At 43.9% G+C, this 20,830-nt stretch carries 11 protein-coding genes; 9 read left to right on the top strand and 2 right to left on the bottom strand.

Features of this window, described 5'->3' with window-relative positions:
- The first annotated feature begins 32 nt into the window (after nucleotides 1-32).
- From KUA46_RS08810 to KUA46_RS08795, 4 genes are all read left to right on the top strand, one after another.
- Nucleotides 33-3,209, top strand: coding sequence for a SusC/RagA family TonB-linked outer membrane protein (locus KUA46_RS08810; protein WP_218486908.1), 3,177 nt, complete (start codon nucleotides 33-35; stop codon nucleotides 3,207-3,209).
- Between the two features lie 18 nt (nucleotides 3,210-3,227).
- The gene (locus tag KUA46_RS08805; RefSeq protein WP_256625016.1) at nucleotides 3,228-4,922 is read left to right on the top strand and encodes a RagB/SusD family nutrient uptake outer membrane protein; all 1,695 of its coding nucleotides are present in this window, start codon (nucleotides 3,228-3,230) and stop codon (nucleotides 4,920-4,922) included.
- 76 nt (nucleotides 4,923-4,998) lie between these two features.
- Complete coding sequence (locus KUA46_RS08800; RefSeq protein ID WP_153092023.1) at nucleotides 4,999-6,369, top strand: DUF6055 domain-containing protein; 1,371 nt, start codon at nucleotides 4,999-5,001, stop codon at nucleotides 6,367-6,369.
- A 92-nt stretch (nucleotides 6,370-6,461) separates the two neighbouring features.
- Nucleotides 6,462-7,634, top strand: a complete 1,173-nt coding sequence (locus KUA46_RS08795) for a glycoside hydrolase family 27 protein (RefSeq protein WP_434725816.1) — start codon at nucleotides 6,462-6,464, stop codon at nucleotides 7,632-7,634.
- 464 nt (nucleotides 7,635-8,098) lie between these two features.
- On the opposite strand, the gene KUA46_RS08790 is transcribed toward KUA46_RS08795, so the two are convergent.
- Complete coding sequence (locus KUA46_RS08790; RefSeq protein ID WP_218486928.1) at nucleotides 8,099-9,667, bottom strand: ATP-binding protein; 1,569 nt, start codon at nucleotides 9,665-9,667, stop codon at nucleotides 8,099-8,101.
- A gap of 240 nt (nucleotides 9,668-9,907) precedes the next feature.
- Between KUA46_RS08790 and KUA46_RS08785 the strand changes: the two genes are divergently transcribed.
- Entirely contained in the window at nucleotides 9,908-11,260 is a 1,353-nt protein-coding gene (locus tag KUA46_RS08785; protein WP_218486910.1) for a DUF6055 domain-containing protein, read from the top strand.
- A gap of 22 nt (nucleotides 11,261-11,282) precedes the next feature.
- Nucleotides 11,283-14,084 (top strand): outer membrane beta-barrel family protein, encoded by a 2,802-nt coding sequence (locus tag KUA46_RS08780; protein ID WP_218486911.1) that lies wholly within the window; start codon nucleotides 11,283-11,285, stop codon nucleotides 14,082-14,084.
- Between the two features lie 96 nt (nucleotides 14,085-14,180).
- Here the strand turns inward: KUA46_RS08780 and KUA46_RS08775 are convergent, their stop codons facing one another.
- A complete protein-coding gene (locus tag KUA46_RS08775) occupies nucleotides 14,181-15,041 on the bottom strand; it encodes an Rpn family recombination-promoting nuclease/putative transposase (RefSeq protein WP_118311749.1) in 861 nt (286 codons plus the stop codon).
- Nucleotides 15,042-15,267: 226 nt separating this feature from the next.
- Between KUA46_RS08775 and pepI the strand changes: the two genes are divergently transcribed.
- The 3 genes from pepI to KUA46_RS08760 are packed head-to-tail and all read left to right on the top strand — an operon-like array spanning nucleotide 15,268 to nucleotide 20,628.
- Entirely contained in the window at nucleotides 15,268-17,040 is a 1,773-nt protein-coding gene (gene pepI / locus KUA46_RS08770) for a proline iminopeptidase (protein ID WP_301331655.1), read from the top strand.
- A gap of 54 nt (nucleotides 17,041-17,094) precedes the next feature.
- Nucleotides 17,095-18,423, top strand: coding sequence for a M64 family metallopeptidase (locus KUA46_RS08765; RefSeq protein WP_256625017.1), 1,329 nt, complete (start codon nucleotides 17,095-17,097; stop codon nucleotides 18,421-18,423).
- Between the two features lie 57 nt (nucleotides 18,424-18,480).
- The gene (locus tag KUA46_RS08760) at nucleotides 18,481-20,628 is read left to right on the top strand and encodes a DPP IV N-terminal domain-containing protein (protein ID WP_218486912.1); all 2,148 of its coding nucleotides are present in this window, start codon (nucleotides 18,481-18,483) and stop codon (nucleotides 20,626-20,628) included.
- Nucleotides 20,629-20,830: the final 202 nt, after the last annotated feature.

The following is a 20,830-nucleotide window of genomic DNA, read 5'->3' as shown; positions in this document are numbered from 1 at the left end:
AAAAACAATTATCAACCTAACAAACAATAGAAATGAGACAGACACAAAACATTTCAGGCTTTGTACATAGTCAAGCTTATGTAAAAGCCATCGCGTGTTTGGTCCTTGCCTGCGGAAGTACATTACCTACTTTAGCAGCAAGTGTGACCTCATCAAGCCTTTCTGTTCAAATTGTTCAACAGAATAGTTCCACCATTAAAGGTGTGGTAGTAGATGAACATGGTGAACCTATTATAGGTGCCAGCGTCGTAGAACAGGGTTCTTCTAATGGAACGGTTACCAATTTAGATGGTAACTATGTTCTGCAATTAAAAAAAGGTGGTAAGGTTCCCGTAGTTATATCCTATATTGGATATAAGAGCGTTACTACTGCTAAGGGTGGTAAGATTATACTTCAGTCAGACAATAAACTCTTGGATGAGCTTGTAGTCGTGGGTTATGGTACACAGAAAAAAGCAACCCTTACAGGTTCTGTTTCCCAGATTTCGGGTGATGATCTCCAGAAAGTGGCAGCTACAAATGTGGCTAATACTTTGGCTGGAAAGACTGCTGGTATCATAGCCAACAACCGTAGTGGTGAACCAGGTGCCGATGAGGCTTCTATTCTCATACGTGGTAAGGGAACTCTGGGTGATACCTCACCGCTTATCGTGGTGGATGGTGTTGCTGGTCGTAGTTTTAGCCGTTTGAATCCTGAGGACATAGAGAGTATTTCTGTGTTGAAGGATGCTTCTGCTGCCATTTATGGTGCACGTGCAGCTAATGGTGTTATCTTGGTAACAACCAAGCGTGGTAGCAGTGGACGTACTCGCGTACAATATAATGGTAGCCTTACTTTTACTCAGCCTACTCGCATTCCTAAGATGCTTAACTCGTATCAGTATGCTAACTATGTGAATGAATATGATGCCGATGAGCGTCATGGTCAGGCCGGTCTTACTTATTCTCCAGAGGCCTTGGAACATTATCGTACAGGTGATGATCCTGTCAACTATCCAAGTACAGACTGGTGGGGCGAAGTGGCAAAGGATTGGACTACCAAAACAGAACATAGTCTTTCTATCTCAGGTGGTTCGGACAAGGTAAACTATTATCTCTCAACCCAATATATGAATCAGAATGCTATTTATAAGAATTCTGATCATGGTTATAAGCAGTATCAGTTTGCTTCTAATTTGGATGCAAAGCTGAATAAGAGTGTAAAGCTAAGTCTTGACTTGAATTTCCGTCAGGAGGAGCGTAAGCGTGGTATTTATTCTACCCCGTATCTCTTTACTTATTTGATGAGTACCTTCCCCGGTAGTGCACCTTATTTCCCTAATGGACTTCCACGTACGGGTTATGATGGACTGACTAATAATGCTGCAGTCATGGTGTCGAGTGCTCCTGGTTCCAACAACTCCAAGAATTTGATCTTTAATGCTAAGCCAAAGTTGCATGTTGACCTTGACTTGATTACTAAAGGTTTGTATGCGGAAGGATATGCTGGTTTAGACTATACTCAGCAGAATGGTAAACAAATAAATCAGCCTTACGATCTCTACGAATACGATAATGCCAAGCAAGAGTATAACAATCGCCGTAATGATACTAGTAAAATAAGTCTGAACGATTGGAGTTCTTACTACTATACTATTACATTAAACGGTCGCTTGGGTTATAACCGAACCTTTGCTGAAAAGCATAAGGTGAGGGCTTTCGTGGCTTATGAGCAGAGCAAGTATAAGTATCACACCATTAATGCTTATCGTACAAACTTCCTCTCAAATAAGTTGATGGATATTTTTGCAGGTAGTGATGTGCCTGCTGATAAGGATAATGGTGGATATTCTGACCTTACCACTCGTATGAATTACTTTGGCCGTATAAATTACTCGTATATGGATAAGTATCTTTTCGAGGCTACGGTACGTGTGGATGGTTCAATGAATTTTGCTCCAGGTCATCGTTGGGGTACATTCCCTTCATTCTCTGCAGGTTGGGTTATTTCTGACGAGCCATTCTTCAAACCATTGAAGAATGTTGTGGATTTCTTGAAGATTCGTGGTTCTTGGGGACAGATGGGTAATGATAATATCTCTAAGTATCAGTACCTTTCAACTTATCAGTTTACACAAACTGGTGCTTACTTCGGAGCAGGAGAGAAAGGATCCATTAACAAAGGATTCTATCTGACACGAACAGCCAATCCATTGGTAACTTGGGAAACTGCCAATACGCTCAACTTAGGTATTAGCTCTACATTCCTTAATAACAAATTCTCATTGGATATCGACTGGTTCCAGTCTCGCCGTCGTGATATCTTGATTAGACGCAATGCTTCTATTCCATCATATTCTGGATTAGTATTGCCAGATGAAAACTTGGGCAAGGTGAATAACTCTGGTATCGAACTTGTGGCTACCTATCGTGATCGCAAGGGTGATTTCGAGTGGAGTGTTACTGGTAACTTTACTTATGCCGAAAATAAGGTGAAATATATGGATGAGGCAGCTAGTACCCCAGACTGGCAGCGTACAACCAACCATCCTATTGATGGACTTATACTTTATCATGCTTTGGGCATCTATCAGACTCAGGAGCAGGTGGATAACACTCCTCACCTAGATAATGCCAAGCCTGGAGACCTGATTTACCAGGATACCAATGGCGATGGTAAAATTACATGGGATGACGCTGTTCGAATCAATAAGTCGGCTACACCTAAAATCCTATACGGATTGACATTGAATGGTAGTTGGAAGGGTATCGACCTGAATGTTTTCTTCCAAGGTCAAGCTGAAGCTGTGCAACTTGTTCAGCCAACCATGAATATGATTACAGACTTCTATGAGGGACGTTGGCGTGCAGATAATACCCCTGAGGAAAATATGAAAGCTCGATGGCCAAAGGCCTTTATCAAGCAGACATATGGGGACACTTGGAATGGTGTAGCTTCCGACTGGTGGTTACGTAATGCAGCCTTCCTTCGCTTGAAGTCTATCGAATTGGGCTATACCATACCTAAGAGTATCACTCAAAAGATCGGTATCGAGAAGTTCCGTGTATATATCAATGGAAACAACCTCTTCACTATTGATAAGATGAAGGTTTGTGATCCGGAAATCGGTTCTTCTTACAATGACGATGGCTACTTGATCAACTCTAATGGTATTCTTGGATATCCATTGCAACGCATGGTTACCATAGGTACAAACGTCACATTCTAACAAATAAATGATCATACAATGAGAACAAAATATATTATGTCGATTGCTTTCGCAGCAATGACGCTTTCGCTCACGACTAGTTGTGACGACGGCTTACTTGATCAGAGCCCGCTCAATAGCTACTCCGACGATGCTGTGTGGGGGGATTTGGCTCTGTCAAAGATTTATCTGAATGCTCAGTATGCCAATCTTGAGGCAGAAAACATGAAGGGTACTCGTTATTCAAATTATACAGAAGAAGTGTACCAAAAGCACCTTTATGGTTCTGAGACGGTGACCGCAGGTCTTCTTAACTGTGACACCTATAGTTTTGGTTGGGATAAGACCAATGGTGATGCTTGGGGCACAATTTATGGCTATATTAAGAGTTTGAACCTTATGTTGGAGAAAATTGATAATGTGCCTGGTGATGAGGCGGAGCGCAATTGCCAGAAAGGACAGGCACTCTTCCTTCGTGCTTGGAACTATCATTTGCTCTATAGCCTCTATGGTCGTGTACCATTGGTTGACAAGACTTTCCAACTCAATGACAAATTTGAGTTGAAACGTGCAGGATTGGATGAGGTTGCAGATTTCATCTGTAAGGATTTGGATGAGGCTGCCACTCTCTTACCCGTAAAATATGATGATTCAGAGTTGGGACGTGCTACCAAGGGAGCAGCCTTGGCTTTGAAGTCAAGAATTCTGCTCTATAAGGCAAGTCCTCTCTTCGGTACTCCTTCACGTGAAAAATGGAAAGCTGCAGCTGATGCAGCTAAGGCAGTCATGGATTTGGGCGTATACTCTCTTAAATCGGTAAGTAACAGTGAGGATTATGGTGCCTTGTTCCTGGATCCAACAAACCCTGAGGTTATCTTCGAGAAACTCTATGATCCTAAATATGGTGCAGGAGAGAATAATTCTTATATTTTCCAAGCTCCTTGTGGCAGTGGAAATGGTTTTGAAGGTTGGGGAAACTTTGACCCAAGCCAGGAAATAGTAGATAAGTTCCAAATGGCTGATGGTACCAAGCCTGTTCTGCAAGACCGTTATACCTCTTATCCATGGGGTGGTCGTGAAATCCGTTTCAATGCAGCATTTATCTTGGATGGTGATAAATGGGGATATGGCAACTCTGCCCGTGAAGTGGAAACCTTCATTCCGGCTGAGGATGGTGTTGTAACTGGTAAGGATAGTAATCAGGGTGAATCGTGGTGGAATGCCAGCAATACTGGTTATTCTATGCGTAAATTCTTGGATCCTTCATACGACAACTACGGTACAACCCAGCATGTTACGCCTTGGTTCTTCATTCGTTTGGCTGAGATTTATCTCAACTATGCGGAGTGCGAAATCCAGTTGGGCAATATCGATGAGGCGATGACTTATATCAATAAGGTGCGTACACGTGCCCTTCTTCCTGCTGCCACTGCTGCAAATACAGAGCAAGCTTGGGATGCTTATTATTACGAGCGCCAGATAGAACTCGTATTTGAAGGTCAGCATTGGTTTGATCTTCGCCGTTGGAAGAAGATGGAAGAGTGCTATAGTAAGCCTGTTACGGGAGTAATCATTTACAAATATAAAGATGGACACAAGGAGTATCAGACTGGTAATGTTGTAGCCAATCGTATATTTAATGGTGAGGCTCCTGCTGGGGCACATTATTGGATGCCTGTTCCTCGTTATGAGTTACGTCGCTCTAATTTGATAGATGGAGCTCCTTATGAGTAAAGAGATAAAAAGGGAAGGTTCCTGTGGTTAGCCAAAGAACCTTCCCGATAAAAACAATATATTAAAACGAATACTTATGAGAAAAAATAAATATATATTTGGGGCTTTGGCTTTGCTCTTGGGCATGGCTTCATGTACTGATTATACCGAGCACGACCCTTATACAGTAACTTATCCTATCCCTGATGGCAAATCATTGTATCGTCCAAGAGAATTCTCTGGTCAGGATTGGCGTAATGATACCTTCCAGTATTGTTATAATCGTGCCGCTTATACTGAAAATCTCGCCATTTTTTGGGAGAGCGGATTTGGTAAGGACTTAGCATCTCCACCTTCTTTGGAAGGTACTGATATGAGTGTAGACTTGGAAAATCTCAAAACTCAGTTGGAGAAATTTTATAAGTTCTATCGTGATGACCTTGGCTTCCATACAGAAGGTTCTAAGGCTGACAAGTATCGCATGATGGTGATGCTTCAGTATTCTTTGGATGGCACTGCGTATGGTGGTACTTATGATAATACCATTGGAGCTTTTTGGGCAGCTCCTAATCGACTGAAAGATCCAAAACTCAATACAGTTGCCCATGAGTTAGGACATAGCTTCCAGTTGCAATTGCAGGCTGATGGAGCACATGGATTTGATAGTACGTTTGGTGGTATCTATGAGATGACTTCACAATGGATGCTTTGGCAGATTAATCCAAACTGGATAGATGATGAAACTTACCATTGGGATGCTTTCAAGGGATTGACTCACAAAGCTTTCTTGCATGGCGATAATATCTATCATTCTCCATATGTATTAGAGTATTGGAGTCAGAAGCATGGAAAAGATATTATGGCGAAGCTTTGGAAGGCTGCTCAAGAGTACCAGGATCCAGTTGCGGTATACCAGAATGTGACAGGAACATCTCAACAGCAGTTCCTTGATGAGATGTATGATTGTTATGCTCGCTTGGTAAACTTTGATTATGACCGTGTGCGTGATGTAACTCGTAAGTATGCTAACTCTTTTCCAAGTGCTAAAGAGTATATGAATGAGATAGGTGATGGTTGGTTACAGGTAGATCCAAGCCACTGTCCAGAAAACTATGGTTTTAATGCTTTGAAGTTGGAAGTTCCAACCACTGGTTCAACAGTATCTGTGAATTTCAACAATATCATGGGTGATCCTAATTACACTTGTGATTGGTGGTGGTGTGGTAGTTACCGTTTTGGCTTTGTTGGTGTAACAGAGTCGGGTAAGTCTGTCTATGGTGAAGTTGGAACAGCAGACTTTGACAATCGTAATGCTTCTGTTTCATTTGAGTTGCCTAAAAACGAGCAATTGGCTCATTTGTGGCTTGTAGTTACTGCTGGTCCAAAGGATGGACACTGGAGTTTGGCTCAGTTGCCATTGGCACAATGGCCTTATCAAGTGAAGTTTAATGGTACAAAGTTGATTTAGGTATAACTTTTTTAATTTTTATTATTTTGAAGTTTCAGTATTTATTGGCTGCGTCATTAGCGATTGCTATGGCGCAGCCGGCAAATGGTCAGATGTTCTTTGGTAAGCCAAAGGTAGTTTCTGATTCTGCTTATCTGGCTCAGGCTCAAACTCCTCCTATGGGATGGAACTCCTGGAATAAGTTTGGTTGTAATGTCAGCGAAAAGCTGATTATGGATATGGCGGATAAGATGGTAGAGTCTGGTATGAAGGATGCGGGATACCAGTATGTTGTTATTGATGACTGCTGGCAGGTAGAACGCGACTCGCTTGGCTTCATTCAGGCAGATCCCGACCGCTTTCCTCACGGAATGAAATACCTGGCTGATTATATTCATAGCAAGGGCTTGAAGTTCGGTCTTTATTCCTGTGCTGGAAGCTACACCTGTCAAGGTCGCCCTGGCAGCCGTGGTCATCAGTTTCAGGACGCCTTGATGTATGCCAAATGGGGTGTAGATTACTTGAAGTATGACTGGTGCTCTGATGAGGGACAGAATGCGCAGGCTGCTTATGCTACTATGAGCGATGCAATCAAGGAGTCTGGTAGACCTATCATTCTCAGTATTTGCGAATGGGGCGAGCATGAACCTTGGAAATGGGGTAAGGGTATCGGACATCTGTGGCGCGTTACTGCCGATATCAGAGATTGCTTCCAATGTCTCTTCGACTGGGGTGGTGTAGGTGTACTCAACGTCATCGACAAGATGGCTGATCTTTATCCGTATGCTGGACCGGGTCATTGGAATGATGCCGAGATGCTGGAAGTGGGTAATGGCGGTATGACCAAGGATGAGTATATTACTCATTTCTCTATGTGGTGTATGCTGGCAGCTCCGCTGATGGCCGGCAACGACTTGACCAAGATGGATAAGGATACCCATGAGATACTGACTAACAAGGAAGTGATTGCCGTTGACCAGGACCCTATGGGCGAGCAGGGACGCCGATTCATGGATATGGGAGAGAAGGAAATCTGGGCAAAGCCTCTGAGCAATGGCGAACTGGCAGTCTGCTTCCTGAACCGTACCGATTTCCCTTGGAAGCTGGACTATAACTGGAGAGCCCAGACTATCTATTTTGCCAACGAGGTGAACATTCATGCCAATGAATATGTTATCAGGGATCTTTGGAAACATAAGGATATTGGTACTACTGCTCAGAATACCAAGACAACTATTCCTGCTCATGGTGTATTGATGGTGAGACTTTCGAAGAAAGCTAAATAAATATAGTTAGTTCCGTTGCTGACGTAAAACTGTTGTTTTGCAGAATGCAACGGAACTTTTTTGTTTCTTCCCTTATATTGATAACGCTCTCGTTTCTCCTGTTTTATACGTACATATCCGAAGCGTAAGGTGTGTTATCTTAATACCCTATAACTCATAACTTAAACAGTCATACATCCACGTTTATTTGGTTTGAATATCTTGATTTGTGCGGTTGCTGGCATATGGCAGCAATCACATACATCTAATTCTTTAAGGTGATAGATTGGTCTTCTCTCATCATATCAGCTATGTGTTTTAGCCTTTTAAGAATACTAAAGAAAGCATTCTTTCATCATAATGATAAAGGAATACGATATTGAGGTTTTGTATTAAAAAGAAAACCATCTGATAGAACTAATGCTATCAGATGGTTTTCTGTATTATTATTGTTTAAACAAGTGTGCTATCTGGCGATGGCTTGTCTATAGGGTGTTGATTTCCCATTCGTCTATTGTCCTGTTGTCTTCCGAGAAGTTGATGCCGACCAACACTTTCTTGCGCTTGTCATCAGCAAAGGCCGAGGCATATTTCTTGTCCTCGATTTGAGCCAATGCCGTAGCGGCATCCTTTTTATATTTCAGTTCAAAGACATAGATACTGTCGGTGGTTTTCAGTACCATATCGATTCTGCCGTCAGAAGTAGGCTGTTCTGGGGTAACATCCACTCCTAGCATGGCAAATATGGTGTACAACACCGCTTGGTAATGGCGCTCATTGTTGTTGATCAATGTATAAGGGAACTTATCGTAGAAAGTCTTTAGATGAGGCAGGAATGCCGACATGTCTCCATCACGAACCAAGCAGTCGTAGTAGGCTCTACACAAAGCATCGTAGTTGCCCATTCCATCTGGTGAATAATAACGGAAAAGACTTGTGGAGAATCCTTGTCGAACCTCTTCGTTAGGAAATCCAAGACGGTATTGCTTGCTTCTCTTGTCGTACTCCTTGATAGTAAGATAGCCACTTTGGTACAAGACAGGCACTGGGTCTGAAATCTTTTCTGTAGGAGCGTCAAAGCGTTTGTCGGATGTCCAAATATCATCTAGCTGAAGCATATCGTATCCTTTTTTTTGCAAAAGCTCAACCAGAAATGTTGGGGTACCCGATGTAAACCAATAGCTGTTAAATTCTTTGTCATCCAATGCATTGATGATGCTGAATGGGTTGTAGATCCCAGGTGACTTTGCAGAAAAATGATAACCGTCGTAATGATAGCGCAACTCTGCCAGCGCTTCGTCGTAAGTTAATTCGTTCTCGTCTGCCAATTCTTGGATGTCTTCCTGATAGTTGGTCAAGAGTTCTTCTTCTGTGAAACCACAAACGGAGGCATACTCATTCTTCATCGTGATAATCTTGAGGTTGTTCAGCTCGCTGAAAATGCTCAATTGGCTGAACTTCGAAATACCTGTGATGAAGACAAAACGCAAGTTGGCGTCTTGTTGTTTGAGAGGGCTGAAAAAATCTCGCATGATGTCGCGTATCTGATTCTGCAAGTTTTCATCTTTCACGGAGTCGTGCATCGGGCAGTCGTATTCATCAATGAGCACCACCACCTTCTTGCCAGTCTGTTGACGAGCAGCCGATATGATGTTGGTTAATCGAGAACTGTAAACATCTGGATTGACAGTAGGGGTAGCGATGTGGTACAAACGTTCATATTCAGACAATATGCGATGAAGTGTTGTATGTAGGTTCTGTAGCTGATAATACTTGCCACTGCTCAAGTCGATATGGATTACAGGATAAGTTTCCCATTCGTTTTCCAGTTTCTCGATGGCAAGTCCTTCGAATAGTTCCTTCTTACCCTCAAAATATGCCTGAAGGGTAGATACAAGGAGAGACTTTCCAAATCGTCGAGGACGACTCAGAAACAGATTTTGTGCATAATGCACCAATTGATATACAAGGTCTGTCTTGTCAACATAAGAGAAACCTTCCTCAATTATTTTTTCAAATGTCTGTATTCCTATAGGATATTTCATAATTGTCATCATTTCTTTTTATGGAATTCTTTTGGCAAAGATACGACTTTTTATAATATCCCCCAAGTTTTTTGGCATAAATCTATTATTCTGATATAGTTTTTGACAAATCTCTAAGATGTTCTTTGGAAAAATACGATATTTCTATCATTTTAGACGATATTGCGAGCGTTTTTGCTAGATTATCAGTACTTTTGTGGCGAAATATCAATAACGAAAGTAATAAATAACGCAAAAATCATAACCGAAATGAAACGAATCTTCTTATCGCTGATACTCACAGCGGCAACCTTGCCTTGGGCTACTGCAGCCCTGGCGCAGCAGGACCCATCTGAGGCTCCTGCCACCAGACCCGTAAATCCTGTTTCTGCACCACAGAAACTCATCTTCGTACCGGACTCTCTGAAACCCTATGATTTCAACAAGGATGATGAGAGATGGTGCTGGCGACATAGTGCACAGACCCAGAATATCGTGTATTTCTGGGAAAAGCCGTTTGGGGATAATCCTCAGAATCCTCCTACGCTCAAAGGGCATTCGATGAAATTCGATCTGGGTAATCTGCAGACTCAGGTAGAACGGTTCTACCGTTTCTTCCGCGATACCCTGAAGTTTTCTCTGCCGGGAAGTATCTGCGACCAGTATAAGATGATGGTGATGGTAAACTATTCGCTGGAAGGAACTGCTTATGGCGGAACTTACGATGACTTTATCGGAGCGCTCTGGGTAACACCTAACCGTATTCAAGATCAAAAACTCAACTGTCTGGCTCACGAGTTGGGACACAGTTTCCAGCTTCAGATCATGGCAGACAAAACGGGCGAAGCCTGGGGAGGAAGCGGCTTCTTCGAGATGACATCCCAATGGATGCTCTGGAGAGTGAATCCTGACTGGCTGACGGATGAGAAGTATCATTTTGATGCCTTCAGACAGCTTACCCATAAGGGGTATCTGCATCTGGACAACATCTATCATTCGCCATACGTGATAGAATGGTGGGCTGAGATGCATGGATTGGAAAGCATCGCCCAGCTCTATCGGGAAGGAAAAGTAGGAGAGGACCCGGTTGTTACCTACAAGCGGAAATATAAGATGAGTCAGAAGCAGTTTAATGATGAAATGTTCGACTGCTATCGTCATCTCGTGAACTTCGATTTCGGTTATGCGCGTAAGGAGACCCGTCCTTATGCTTGCACCTTTGATACCAGGATGCTGAAGCAGAAGAATGGTTATCTCCGTCCGGATACAGCTTCGGTTCCAGAGAACTATGGTTTCAATGCCATCAAACTGGAAATCCCGAAGGCAGGCAAGAAGGTTACTGTAGATTTCAGAGCACTCGATGCTGAGGGTAAGGCGTTCAAGGCTTCCAAGGACAAGATGGCACGCACCATCGGTTATCGTTATGGATTGGTGGGAGTAACCGCCGATACTGATGAATGCATCTATGGTCAGATGGGTGATGCGATGAATGGAAAGGTTTCGTTTCAGGCTCCAAAGTCCCAGCTTCTCAAGGCGCTCTATCTCGTGGTGATGGGAGCTCCTTCGAATCATTCGCTCGATCCATCTTCCCGCCGTTTCCCTTATGAGGTAAGAGTGAAGTAAGAACAACTTAAAATTTCCGTTTATGAAACAACTAATGATAAGCCTCTTGTTGTTGCTTTCTTGTTTTTCTGTGCAGGCACAGGAAAAGTCTGGTAGCCGGGAGGTAACAAAAGTCAAGAAACTTTATACCTTGTTTGGTGAAACTTACGACTCATTCACTCGTATGCCATTGAGTGCAAAGGTATTTCTGATGTTGAAGGATTCTACTATTGTAGATACCTTGTCGGCAGAAGTGTATAATAAAGATAGTTTCTTTAAGTTCCCCGTGGAGAAGATTCGCCGTGATTATATCCTCAAAGCAACTTATCCAGGTTATTTCGATACATTCATCAACTATACTTTCGAGCCGAAAGGCAGAAAATATGAGAATGCCTTGCCTAAGATATTGATGAAGAGAGATAATCAAAACTACGAGGCGCAGCTGGATGAGGTGGTTGTTAAAGCCACCAAGATTCAGGTGGTGCATCGTGGCGATACGATTGTATATGATGCGACAGCCTTTGCCTTGCCTGAAGGGTCCATGCTGGATGCTCTCATTAAGCAGTTGCCAGGTGTAGAACTCAAGGAAGGGGGAGAGATTTTTGTGAATGGCAAGAAAGTGGATTTTCTTACCTTGAATGGCAAGAAACTCTTCAATGGCAATAATCAAGTGATGCTTGAAAACCTGCCTTATTATACGGTGAAGGATATCAAAGTGTTTAACAAGAAACGCACTTTGGCAGAGCAGATAAGTAAAGGTGAGGGCAGGGATTATGTGATGGATCTGAGCCTGAAACGTGATTATATACAGAATGCATTAGCTACCGTGGAAGCTGGTGGTGGAACCCAAGACCGTTGGTTGGCACGTACTTTCGGACTATTGATGGGAGAAAAGCATGATGCGATGCTCTATGCCAATGCCAACAATCTGAATGAGGATGGTGCTCCAAGGAAAAATGGCGATTGGCTTCCTTCTCGTTTCTCGCAAGGTGTGAAGACCAATCGTGAGGTAGGACTTTCTGTCCGTTCCGGTAATAAGGAGAAAACCATCGACAACGATTTCCAAACGACAGTAAAATGGAATGAAGAGAAGATAGAGAGTGAAAGTCAGGGAGAGGTATTTGCCAAAGATGGCAATATCTTAAAGCAAGGGTTTACCAAGGAAAAGAATAAATACTTCAGCTGGCGACTGGAAGATGAATTCCAGCATTTTACAGATAAGTTTGCGCTCTATACTAGTTCCTATGTGAGCTATGACCATGCCAAGACCCTGTCTTCGGCAGGAACTTCTACTTATCGTGACCAGCTGATTAATGAAAGTTTGAATCAAGGTCTCGTTAAGGCAGATTATCTTTATGCGGGTACGAGGCTTTACCTTGAAAAACGCTTTTCGTGGGGTGATGCTATTATTTTTACTTCACGCATAAACGTTTCTCATAATAAGCCAAATGATACCTATTCGCTCAATAAAATGAATTATGCTGTCGAAGGTGCTAAGGATGTTCGTAATCTCTATAGCGACCAGCACAAGCATTCCTATGATTATAGCTTTGGAGTGGGATATAATCTGAGCTTATCTTATGGTTGGAGTATCAATATCCCAGTATCATTCATACAGCAGTATGAGAATCGCCATCATTCCAACTATCGTCTGGATCGTTTGGATGAGGGGGGATTTGATGAGTTAGGCATATTGCCTTCTACTACCGACCAATGGATGAAGGCGCAGGATGCAGACAATACCTATAGTTCAGACTTGTGGAAAAAAGGTTGTAAAAGTGAACTCCAGGTAATCAGACAAGGTGATGAAGGTTTCTTGCAAATTGTCTTGCCTCTAGAGTGGCAACAAGAACAGTATCACTATATGAGACTGGATATGGACACGGTGGCGAAGAGGAGAAAGTTTCTTTTTCAGCCCCAGCTTTTTTATACGAACTGGGGCAGGAATTCTAAGCAGATAGATTATAGTCTCAGTATGAAACAGCCAGACTTTGCCGATCTGATGCCATACGGCGATGATACCAATCCTCTGGCTGTTCGTATCAATAATCCAGATCTTAAGATGCTGATTCGCCATCATCTGGGAGTTTATATGAGTTGGAGTTCTGATTCTACCGACTTGAGCAGATGGGTGGATATGGAGGCTAATTTGGTGAGGAACTCATGGGGTACGCGCACCTCTTATAATACAAAGACGGGTGCTTTTACCTATAGGAATGACAACGTGAACGGAAACTGGGATGCCAAATTGGCTGCAGGTTTTTCACGTTCCATAGACAAGCAGCATCGCTTCCGTTTCTCGGCAGATGCAAAACTGGGTTATGTGAGCAGCGTAGATTTCGACATCGACTACGATAACAAGGGGGCAGAACTGAGTAAGGTGAATACTTGGAGTCCATCAGTAGGCGCAAGCCTGACCTATCAGCTCAAGGATTTCCTATGGAAGGTGAAGGGAAAGTATGAGGGAAAGTACAGTTGTAGTAATCTGGAAATTTTTGAAGACATCAAAGCCTGTGATTTCCAATATGGCACGGAACTGCAATATACCATCCCTTGGATGAAAGTGGGTATTCAGACAGACCTCACCATGTTTACCCGAAAAGGTTATAACAGTAACGAGATGAACACCGACGATTTGGTATGGAATGCCATGTTGACCCGTACCTTCTGCAAGGGAAATGTTACAGCCAAGCTTCAAGCTTACGACTTGTTGCACCAGTTGACCAACAAGGTTTATACCGTCAATGCTCAGGGCAGAACCGAAACTTGGTATAATACCATCCCTCGTTACGTGATGTTCTCGTTGGCGTTCAAGCTTCATAAGAAGGCAAAAAATGCGGAATAGGCATCTTTTATGCTTTTAATTATGAGGTTTGATAATAATACAGAAAACCATCCGATATAACTAATGCTATCGGATGGTTTTCTGTATTATTGTTGTTTAAATAAGTCTCTCTATATCTTCTATTGAAAGTCCTGCTCCTTGGGCAACTTGCTCTTGTGTGAGCCCCATGCCGAGAAGACGCTTTGCGGTGGCCAACTTTTCTTTGGCAATACCTTCTTCTCTGCCTTCTTCCTTCGCTGTATCGATCGAATTTTTTATATCTCGGTAAGCCTTGAGGCTGTCTTCATATTCTCGTAGCTCTTGTTGACTGAATTTTGCGATTTCTGCTTCTTCAAACAACTTCGTGAAAATTCTTTCTTTTAAAGCTTTCGGTCGTTTGTCAAGCTTGGGTAAATTCTTGAGTACATAGAGCCATTTGTCATACAGCGTTTCTAGCTCTGTCTCGCTTTTGTTGAACTTTGCAATCTCAATATACTTGAAAGAAAGCTTGTCGTTAAAGACCTTGAATGTCTTTTTGTCTAGCAGGCCAACATCGTGGTTGATTTCTTTTTGGTCGAAAGCTTCTTCCTTAAAATCAAAATTGAGCAACGCTACCGTGTAAACATGGGCTAGCTTGAAATTCCAATCCTGTCCTTTTGGTGCTTGCTCTCTGATAGGAAATGTAGAGTAGAAGAGAGAACGGTCTTTGAAATATTTCTGAAAAGCGTTCTGCATCTCAACAATGAACTTTTCTCCTTTCTCATTTTCACAATACACGTCAAAGATAGCTTTGCGCTCAGCGAAAACATCACCAACGTGCTCGCTATTGAGGTAGCGGACATCCTTAATGACTTGCTCTCCATCAAAAAGTGAATTTAGAAAGTTGATGAGCAAGTCTTTATTTGGCTTTGTTCCAAAGATACGTTTGAAACCAAAGTCGGTAAGTAAGCTGATATATCGTTCTTCTGATAATCTCATAATCTGTTCTTTTTATAGATTCTTTTGGCAAAGATACGACTTTTTATAATATCTCCCAAGTTTTTTTGCACAAATCTATCATTCTGATGTGATTTTTGACGAATCTTTAAGATGTTCTTTGGGAAAATACGATATTTGTATCATTTTAGACGATATTGCGACCGTTTTAGCTAGATTATCAGTACTTTTGTGGCGAAATATAAATAACATAAAAATGACAATCGAAATGAAGAATAAGACTTTATTATCGACATCTCTCGCCTTGATGATGGCGATGCCGATGCAGGCACAACAACTCAAAGAGTATGCGGGGGATGCAGAGCTACGCATCCCGGAATGCAAGATAACGGCACCACCCAAATCTATGCATTTAGATAAATTTTATAAGAAATACGTGGATGTGAATGGCATTCCGATCGTAACGTCATGGCGAGTGCCAGACTCATGTATAGTGGCTGCGCATCATACACTCTATGCTATGACGAGTATGTTAAAACCAGAGGTGTTGGAAGCGATGAAAAAGCATGGAACTCGTGTGGCTATTATGGCTAGATATGAGGGCGAGACCGACATCCCAGAACATCATTTCATGATCAATGACACTACGGTGAATATGGATGTGCGGGCTCGAGGAATGGAAGGTACGATGGAAGTACCTGTCACAACCTGTGCGGAAGAGAACATCCTTGCTTACCAAATAGATAAGTATCATGCCGAGGATATCCTCATCCATGAGTTTGCACATTCCATTCATTTGATAGGTATCTATCAGGTGGATCCTACCATCAATGAAAAGCTAGACTCGCTTCTTGACAAGGCGAAAGCTCGTGGCATTTATGCCAATACTTATCGATTGGACAATGGGATGGAATATTTTGCCGAGGCTGTACAAGACTGGTTTAATGTAAATGCAGAGGTACAACGTGCTGACGGCAAGCATAACTGGATTAACACCCGTGAGGAATTGCAGGCGATGGATCCTGATATGTATCATCTGTTGGCACAGTATTTCCCTGCTACTCAATTACAGATAAGCAAGCACAAGAAGCAAAACATTTATACTTGCGATTATACAGACTTGTTGCGTGCCAAGAACTTTGCATTCACCAGGCAAAAGCAGAAAGTAGAGGAGGGATACATGCCTTTCCGAGGACATCAGGTTTATTATCGAATTGTGGGCGAACGCCAGGAAGGTAAGGCACCTATCATCTTGCTGCATGGTGGACCAGGCAGTACCCACAACTATTTCGAGGTGCTGGATCAAATTGCCGAGACTGGCCATCAGGTCATTATGTACGACCAGTTGGGCTGTGGAAAATCGTATGTAGAAGGTCATCCGGAACTTTGGAAGACTGAGACGTGGGTGGATGAGCTAGATGCGCTCCGTAAATACTTACATCTTGACCAAATACATCTCTTGGGACAGTCGTGGGGAGGTATGTTGGCTTTGGCGTACGTCTATGAACGTCATCCCGATGGGATTCGCTCACTCATTCTCTCCAGTACCAATCCATCGGCTTCGATGTGGGTAAAGGAGCAACATCGCTTGGTAAAATACTTACCGGAAAAAGAGCAAAAAGCCATAGCCAAGGCTGAGGCTACGGGGGATTTTGACAGTAAGGCATACAAAAGTGCAATTGCTCACTATATGGAGCAACATTGTGCTGCACCTGTTACTGCCGACTCGCCTGAATGCCTGAGAAGAGAGAAAAAGGCTGGTACCTTGTCGTATATTTATGGTTGGGGACCTAATGAGCTAAATGCTACTGGCGACTTGAAGGATTTTGAGTATTTGGAGAAGATGAAGAGCATCGACATCCCTACCTTGGTAATTAGTGGTAGTGATGATCTTTGTACTCCTGCCATCGCCAAAGCCATGCATGATGCTTTGCCTAACAGTAAATGGGAACTCTTCGTGGGAAGCCGCCACATGCCTTTCGTAGAAGACCATGATCATTACTGCAAGGTTTTGGCAGAATGGTTGATGACACATTTGTAAAGGCTTACGTAATGGCGCATCTCTTTTTATAATGGAATTTTGTAAAAATATAATATGAAGAATAAAGGATTATTGACTGCATCTCTCGCCCTGATGATGGCTTTGCCGATGCAGGCACAGAAGTTTGAAGATAACTTTGAGGACAAGACGTTGCGACTGGATTATATCGTGGCGGGAGATAGCGTGAACCAGGCTATCTATTTCGAACAGGCTTACAGCAACCCTACATGGGCGGGCAGAAAGACAAGACTGGATGAGAAATTCCTGAACGGAAACGGACAGGTGACCGTGTATGAACATGGTACCAACAAGGTGCTCTATATAAACACTTTCTCTACACTCTTCCAGGAGTGGCAGCTTACCCTGGAGGCGAAGCATCTGCAGAAATCATTCGAGAGCAGTTTCCTCGTGCCTTTCCCAAAGAAGCCGGTGGATGTTAGCATTACCCTGAGCGATACGCATCAGAAGGTGACGGCTGAACTGCGCCATACCATCAATCCACAGGATATCCTCATCCGACCATTGGGCGAGAATGGTATCCCTTACCGCTACATCGTGAAGAGCGGAGATGCTGCCGACTGTGTTGACCTCGCCATCATCGCCGAGGGTTATCGCCAGGACCAGATGGATAAATTCTATCAGGATGCGCAGCGGGCAGCCGATGCCATCTTCGAGCGCGAACCTTTCGCTTCGCTCAAGTCGAGATTCAACGTGGTGGCTGTTGCGGCTCCATCGCTCGATGAGGGACCAAGTATTCCGCACGAAGGGAAATGGAAGAACACGATGGCTTGCTCTCATTACGATACTTTTTATTCGAACCGTTATCTCACCACGAGCAAGATTCATCGCATCTATGATTCCTTGAGTAATGTGCCTTTCGAGCAGATCATCGTATTGGTGAATTCTCCTACGTATGGTGGCGGCGGCATCTATAACCAGGTAACGCTTTCTACCTCTGATCATCCTACGTTCAAGAAGGTGCTGGTACATGAGTTCGGTCATGGCTATGCGGGCTTGGGCGATGAGTACAGTACCGATGAGTACGACCCGATGTATCCTAGTGATACCGAGCCTTGGGAGCCGAACCTCACCACGCTGAAGGATTTCCAGAGCAAGTGGGCAGATATGATGCCGAAGGGCGTGAAAATTCCTACGCCGCTTGCCAAACTTCCAGATTATAAGAATATCAGAAACGCGAAGGAGCAGAAGAAACTCAACGAAGCCGTCTTCAAGATTGGTGTGTTCGAGGGGGCGGGCAACCAAAGCAGGGGATGTTACCGTCCGGCGCAGGTCTGCCGTATGCGAATCAACGAAGTGGATGATTTCTGTACGGTTTGCCAGCGTGCCATCCGACGCATCACAGATTTCTATACTGGGAAATAATATTTTCCTAACTGGAGAAAAATACTTAAGAAGTTAACAAGTAAAATATCAAGCATAATGAAGAATCAGATTTTAGCTCTTTCGCTGTTGAGCGCAGCTTTGGCGATGCCGGCAGCTACAGCTTCAGCACAGGGCACATTAGAAGATTACAACAGAGCCTATGCGCTGCGTCATCAGTTTTCAGCCGACTCCGTGTTCCATTGGGCACGATCATCGGCTTGGTGCGATTCCACCCACGTACTGCATTATCAGATTTCTACTCCTCAGGGCAAGAAGTTTGTATCCTATGATGCCGACAAGGATGAGATGAAGACTTATGATTCGCAGGAAGCGTTGGAGAAGGCGCTGGGCATCAAGCCTCGTCCAGCCTATAAGCCTCAGTTTGGAAGACGCCATGAGCGCCATTGGATGGAGGTAGATGAGGAGAAGGAGGCTTATCCGGTACTTTCGCCCGACGGCAAGATGGAAGCCTACATCGAAGGTTACAACGTGGTGGTTCATGAGGCAGGAAAACCTTATACCGAAGCCAAGCGAATCCTCACCCAGGATGGTACCATCGGATGCTATTACAGCAACCGCATCCAATGGAGTCCAGACGGCAAGCACATCTTCGTATGCAAGCGTGTTCCGGTAGAGAAGCGCTATGCCTACTACGTGGAATCTTCGCCTGCCGACCAGCTGCAGCCTATCCTCCACAAGCAGGAGTATGCTAAGCCGGGCGATGCCCTGCCACAGCACTATCCGGTCATCATCGATGTGGCTACCGGAAAGAAGGTGGAGGCTGACAAGCATCAGATAGAAAACCAGTATGAACTGGAATGGATGCAATGGACGCCAGACAGCAAGGAGGTGACGATGGAGTACAACCAGCGTGGGCATCATCTCTATCAGATGCTGGCGATGAATGCCGAAACCGGCAAGCTTCGTACCGTGGTAGAGGAGCGTGCCAATACTTTCGTGAACTATGGTCGTCTGTGGCGTCAGTTTATCAAGGATGGCAAGCAACTGCTCTGGATGAGCGAGCGCGACAACTGGAACCATCTCTATCTCTACGATGTGCAGAAGTCGAAGGTTATCCGACAGATTACAAAGGGCGACTGGTTTGTTCGCGGCATCCAGCGTGTGGATGAAGAGAATGGAGAAATCTATTTCTCGGCTAGTGGCGTGAACAAGAATGAGGACCCATATCTGGTGCATTATTATAAAATAGGTATCGACGGCAAGAATATGGTGGCGCTCACTCCTGAAGAGGGAAATCATAGTGCCCAATATACCTATGATTACCGTTATCTCCTGGATACCTATTCTAAGGTGGATGCCGCTCCTGTTACCGTGCTCAGAGATGCGCAGACCGGTAAGCTCGTCAAGACTCTGGAGACGGCTGATATCGCTACGCTGAAGAAGCACGGATGGGTAGCTCCTGAGGTGTTTGTGGCTAAGGGACGTGATGGCAAGACCGATATGTGGGGCATCATCCAGCGCCCTACCAATTTCGATCCGAACAAGAAATATCCGGTTATCGAGTATATCTATTCGGGTCCGGGCGATGCCTATACTCCGAAGAGTTTCATGCCATACAACTGGTACACCACTTCGCTTGCCGAACTCGGTTTCATCGTAGTCCAGCTCGATGCGATGGGAACTTCCTATCGCGGCAAGAAGTTTGAGGAGGTTTGCTACAAGAATCTGAAGGATGCCGGATTCCCAGACCGTGAGCTCTGGATCAAGGCTGCAGCCAAGAAGTATCCTTATATGGATGCGGATAATGTGGCAATCTACGGTTGTTCGGCAGGCGGACAGGAGAGTACCACCGCCGTATTGCTGCATGGCGATTTCTACAAGGCAGCCTATAGTGCCTGCGGCTGTCACGACAACCGGATGGATAAAATCTGGTGGAACGAGCAATGGATGAGCTGGCCTATCGACTCCAGCTATGTGGAGTGCAGCAACGTGGAGAATGCCCACAAGCTGGAGCGCCCGTTGATGCTGGTAGTAGGAGAGATTGATGATAACGTAGATCCATCGAGCACCTATCAGGTAGTGAATGCCCTGGAGAAAGCCAACAAGGATTTCGAACTCGTGGTGATTCCTGGAGCCCATCATACCATGGGCGAACTCTATGGCGAGCACAAGCGCTATGACTTCTTCGTGAAGAATCTGCTGGGTGTGAAACCGCCTAAATGGAGCGATGTAAAGAGCAAGTAATTCAGACTTCAATCTGTTGATAGTGAAACTTCTCACTTGAATCATTATTTAAGTTTTTGCCTCGAAGCAAACGGATAGTCTTACTTTTAAAAAGTAGCTATTTGCTTGTTTCGGGGCTTTTTTTGTTCATTTTATTGCTATTTCTCGTTATATTTTTGTAATTTTGCGGCATTAATTTATCTAACAACAGAAAATAAAGACC

This window comes from Segatella copri (assembly GCF_019249765.2).
In the GTDB taxonomy this organism is placed as follows: domain Bacteria; phylum Bacteroidota; class Bacteroidia; order Bacteroidales; family Bacteroidaceae; genus Prevotella; species Prevotella copri_K.
Note: the sequence above shows the minus strand (reverse complement) of the source record. Positions and strands in the feature narration are given on the sequence as shown.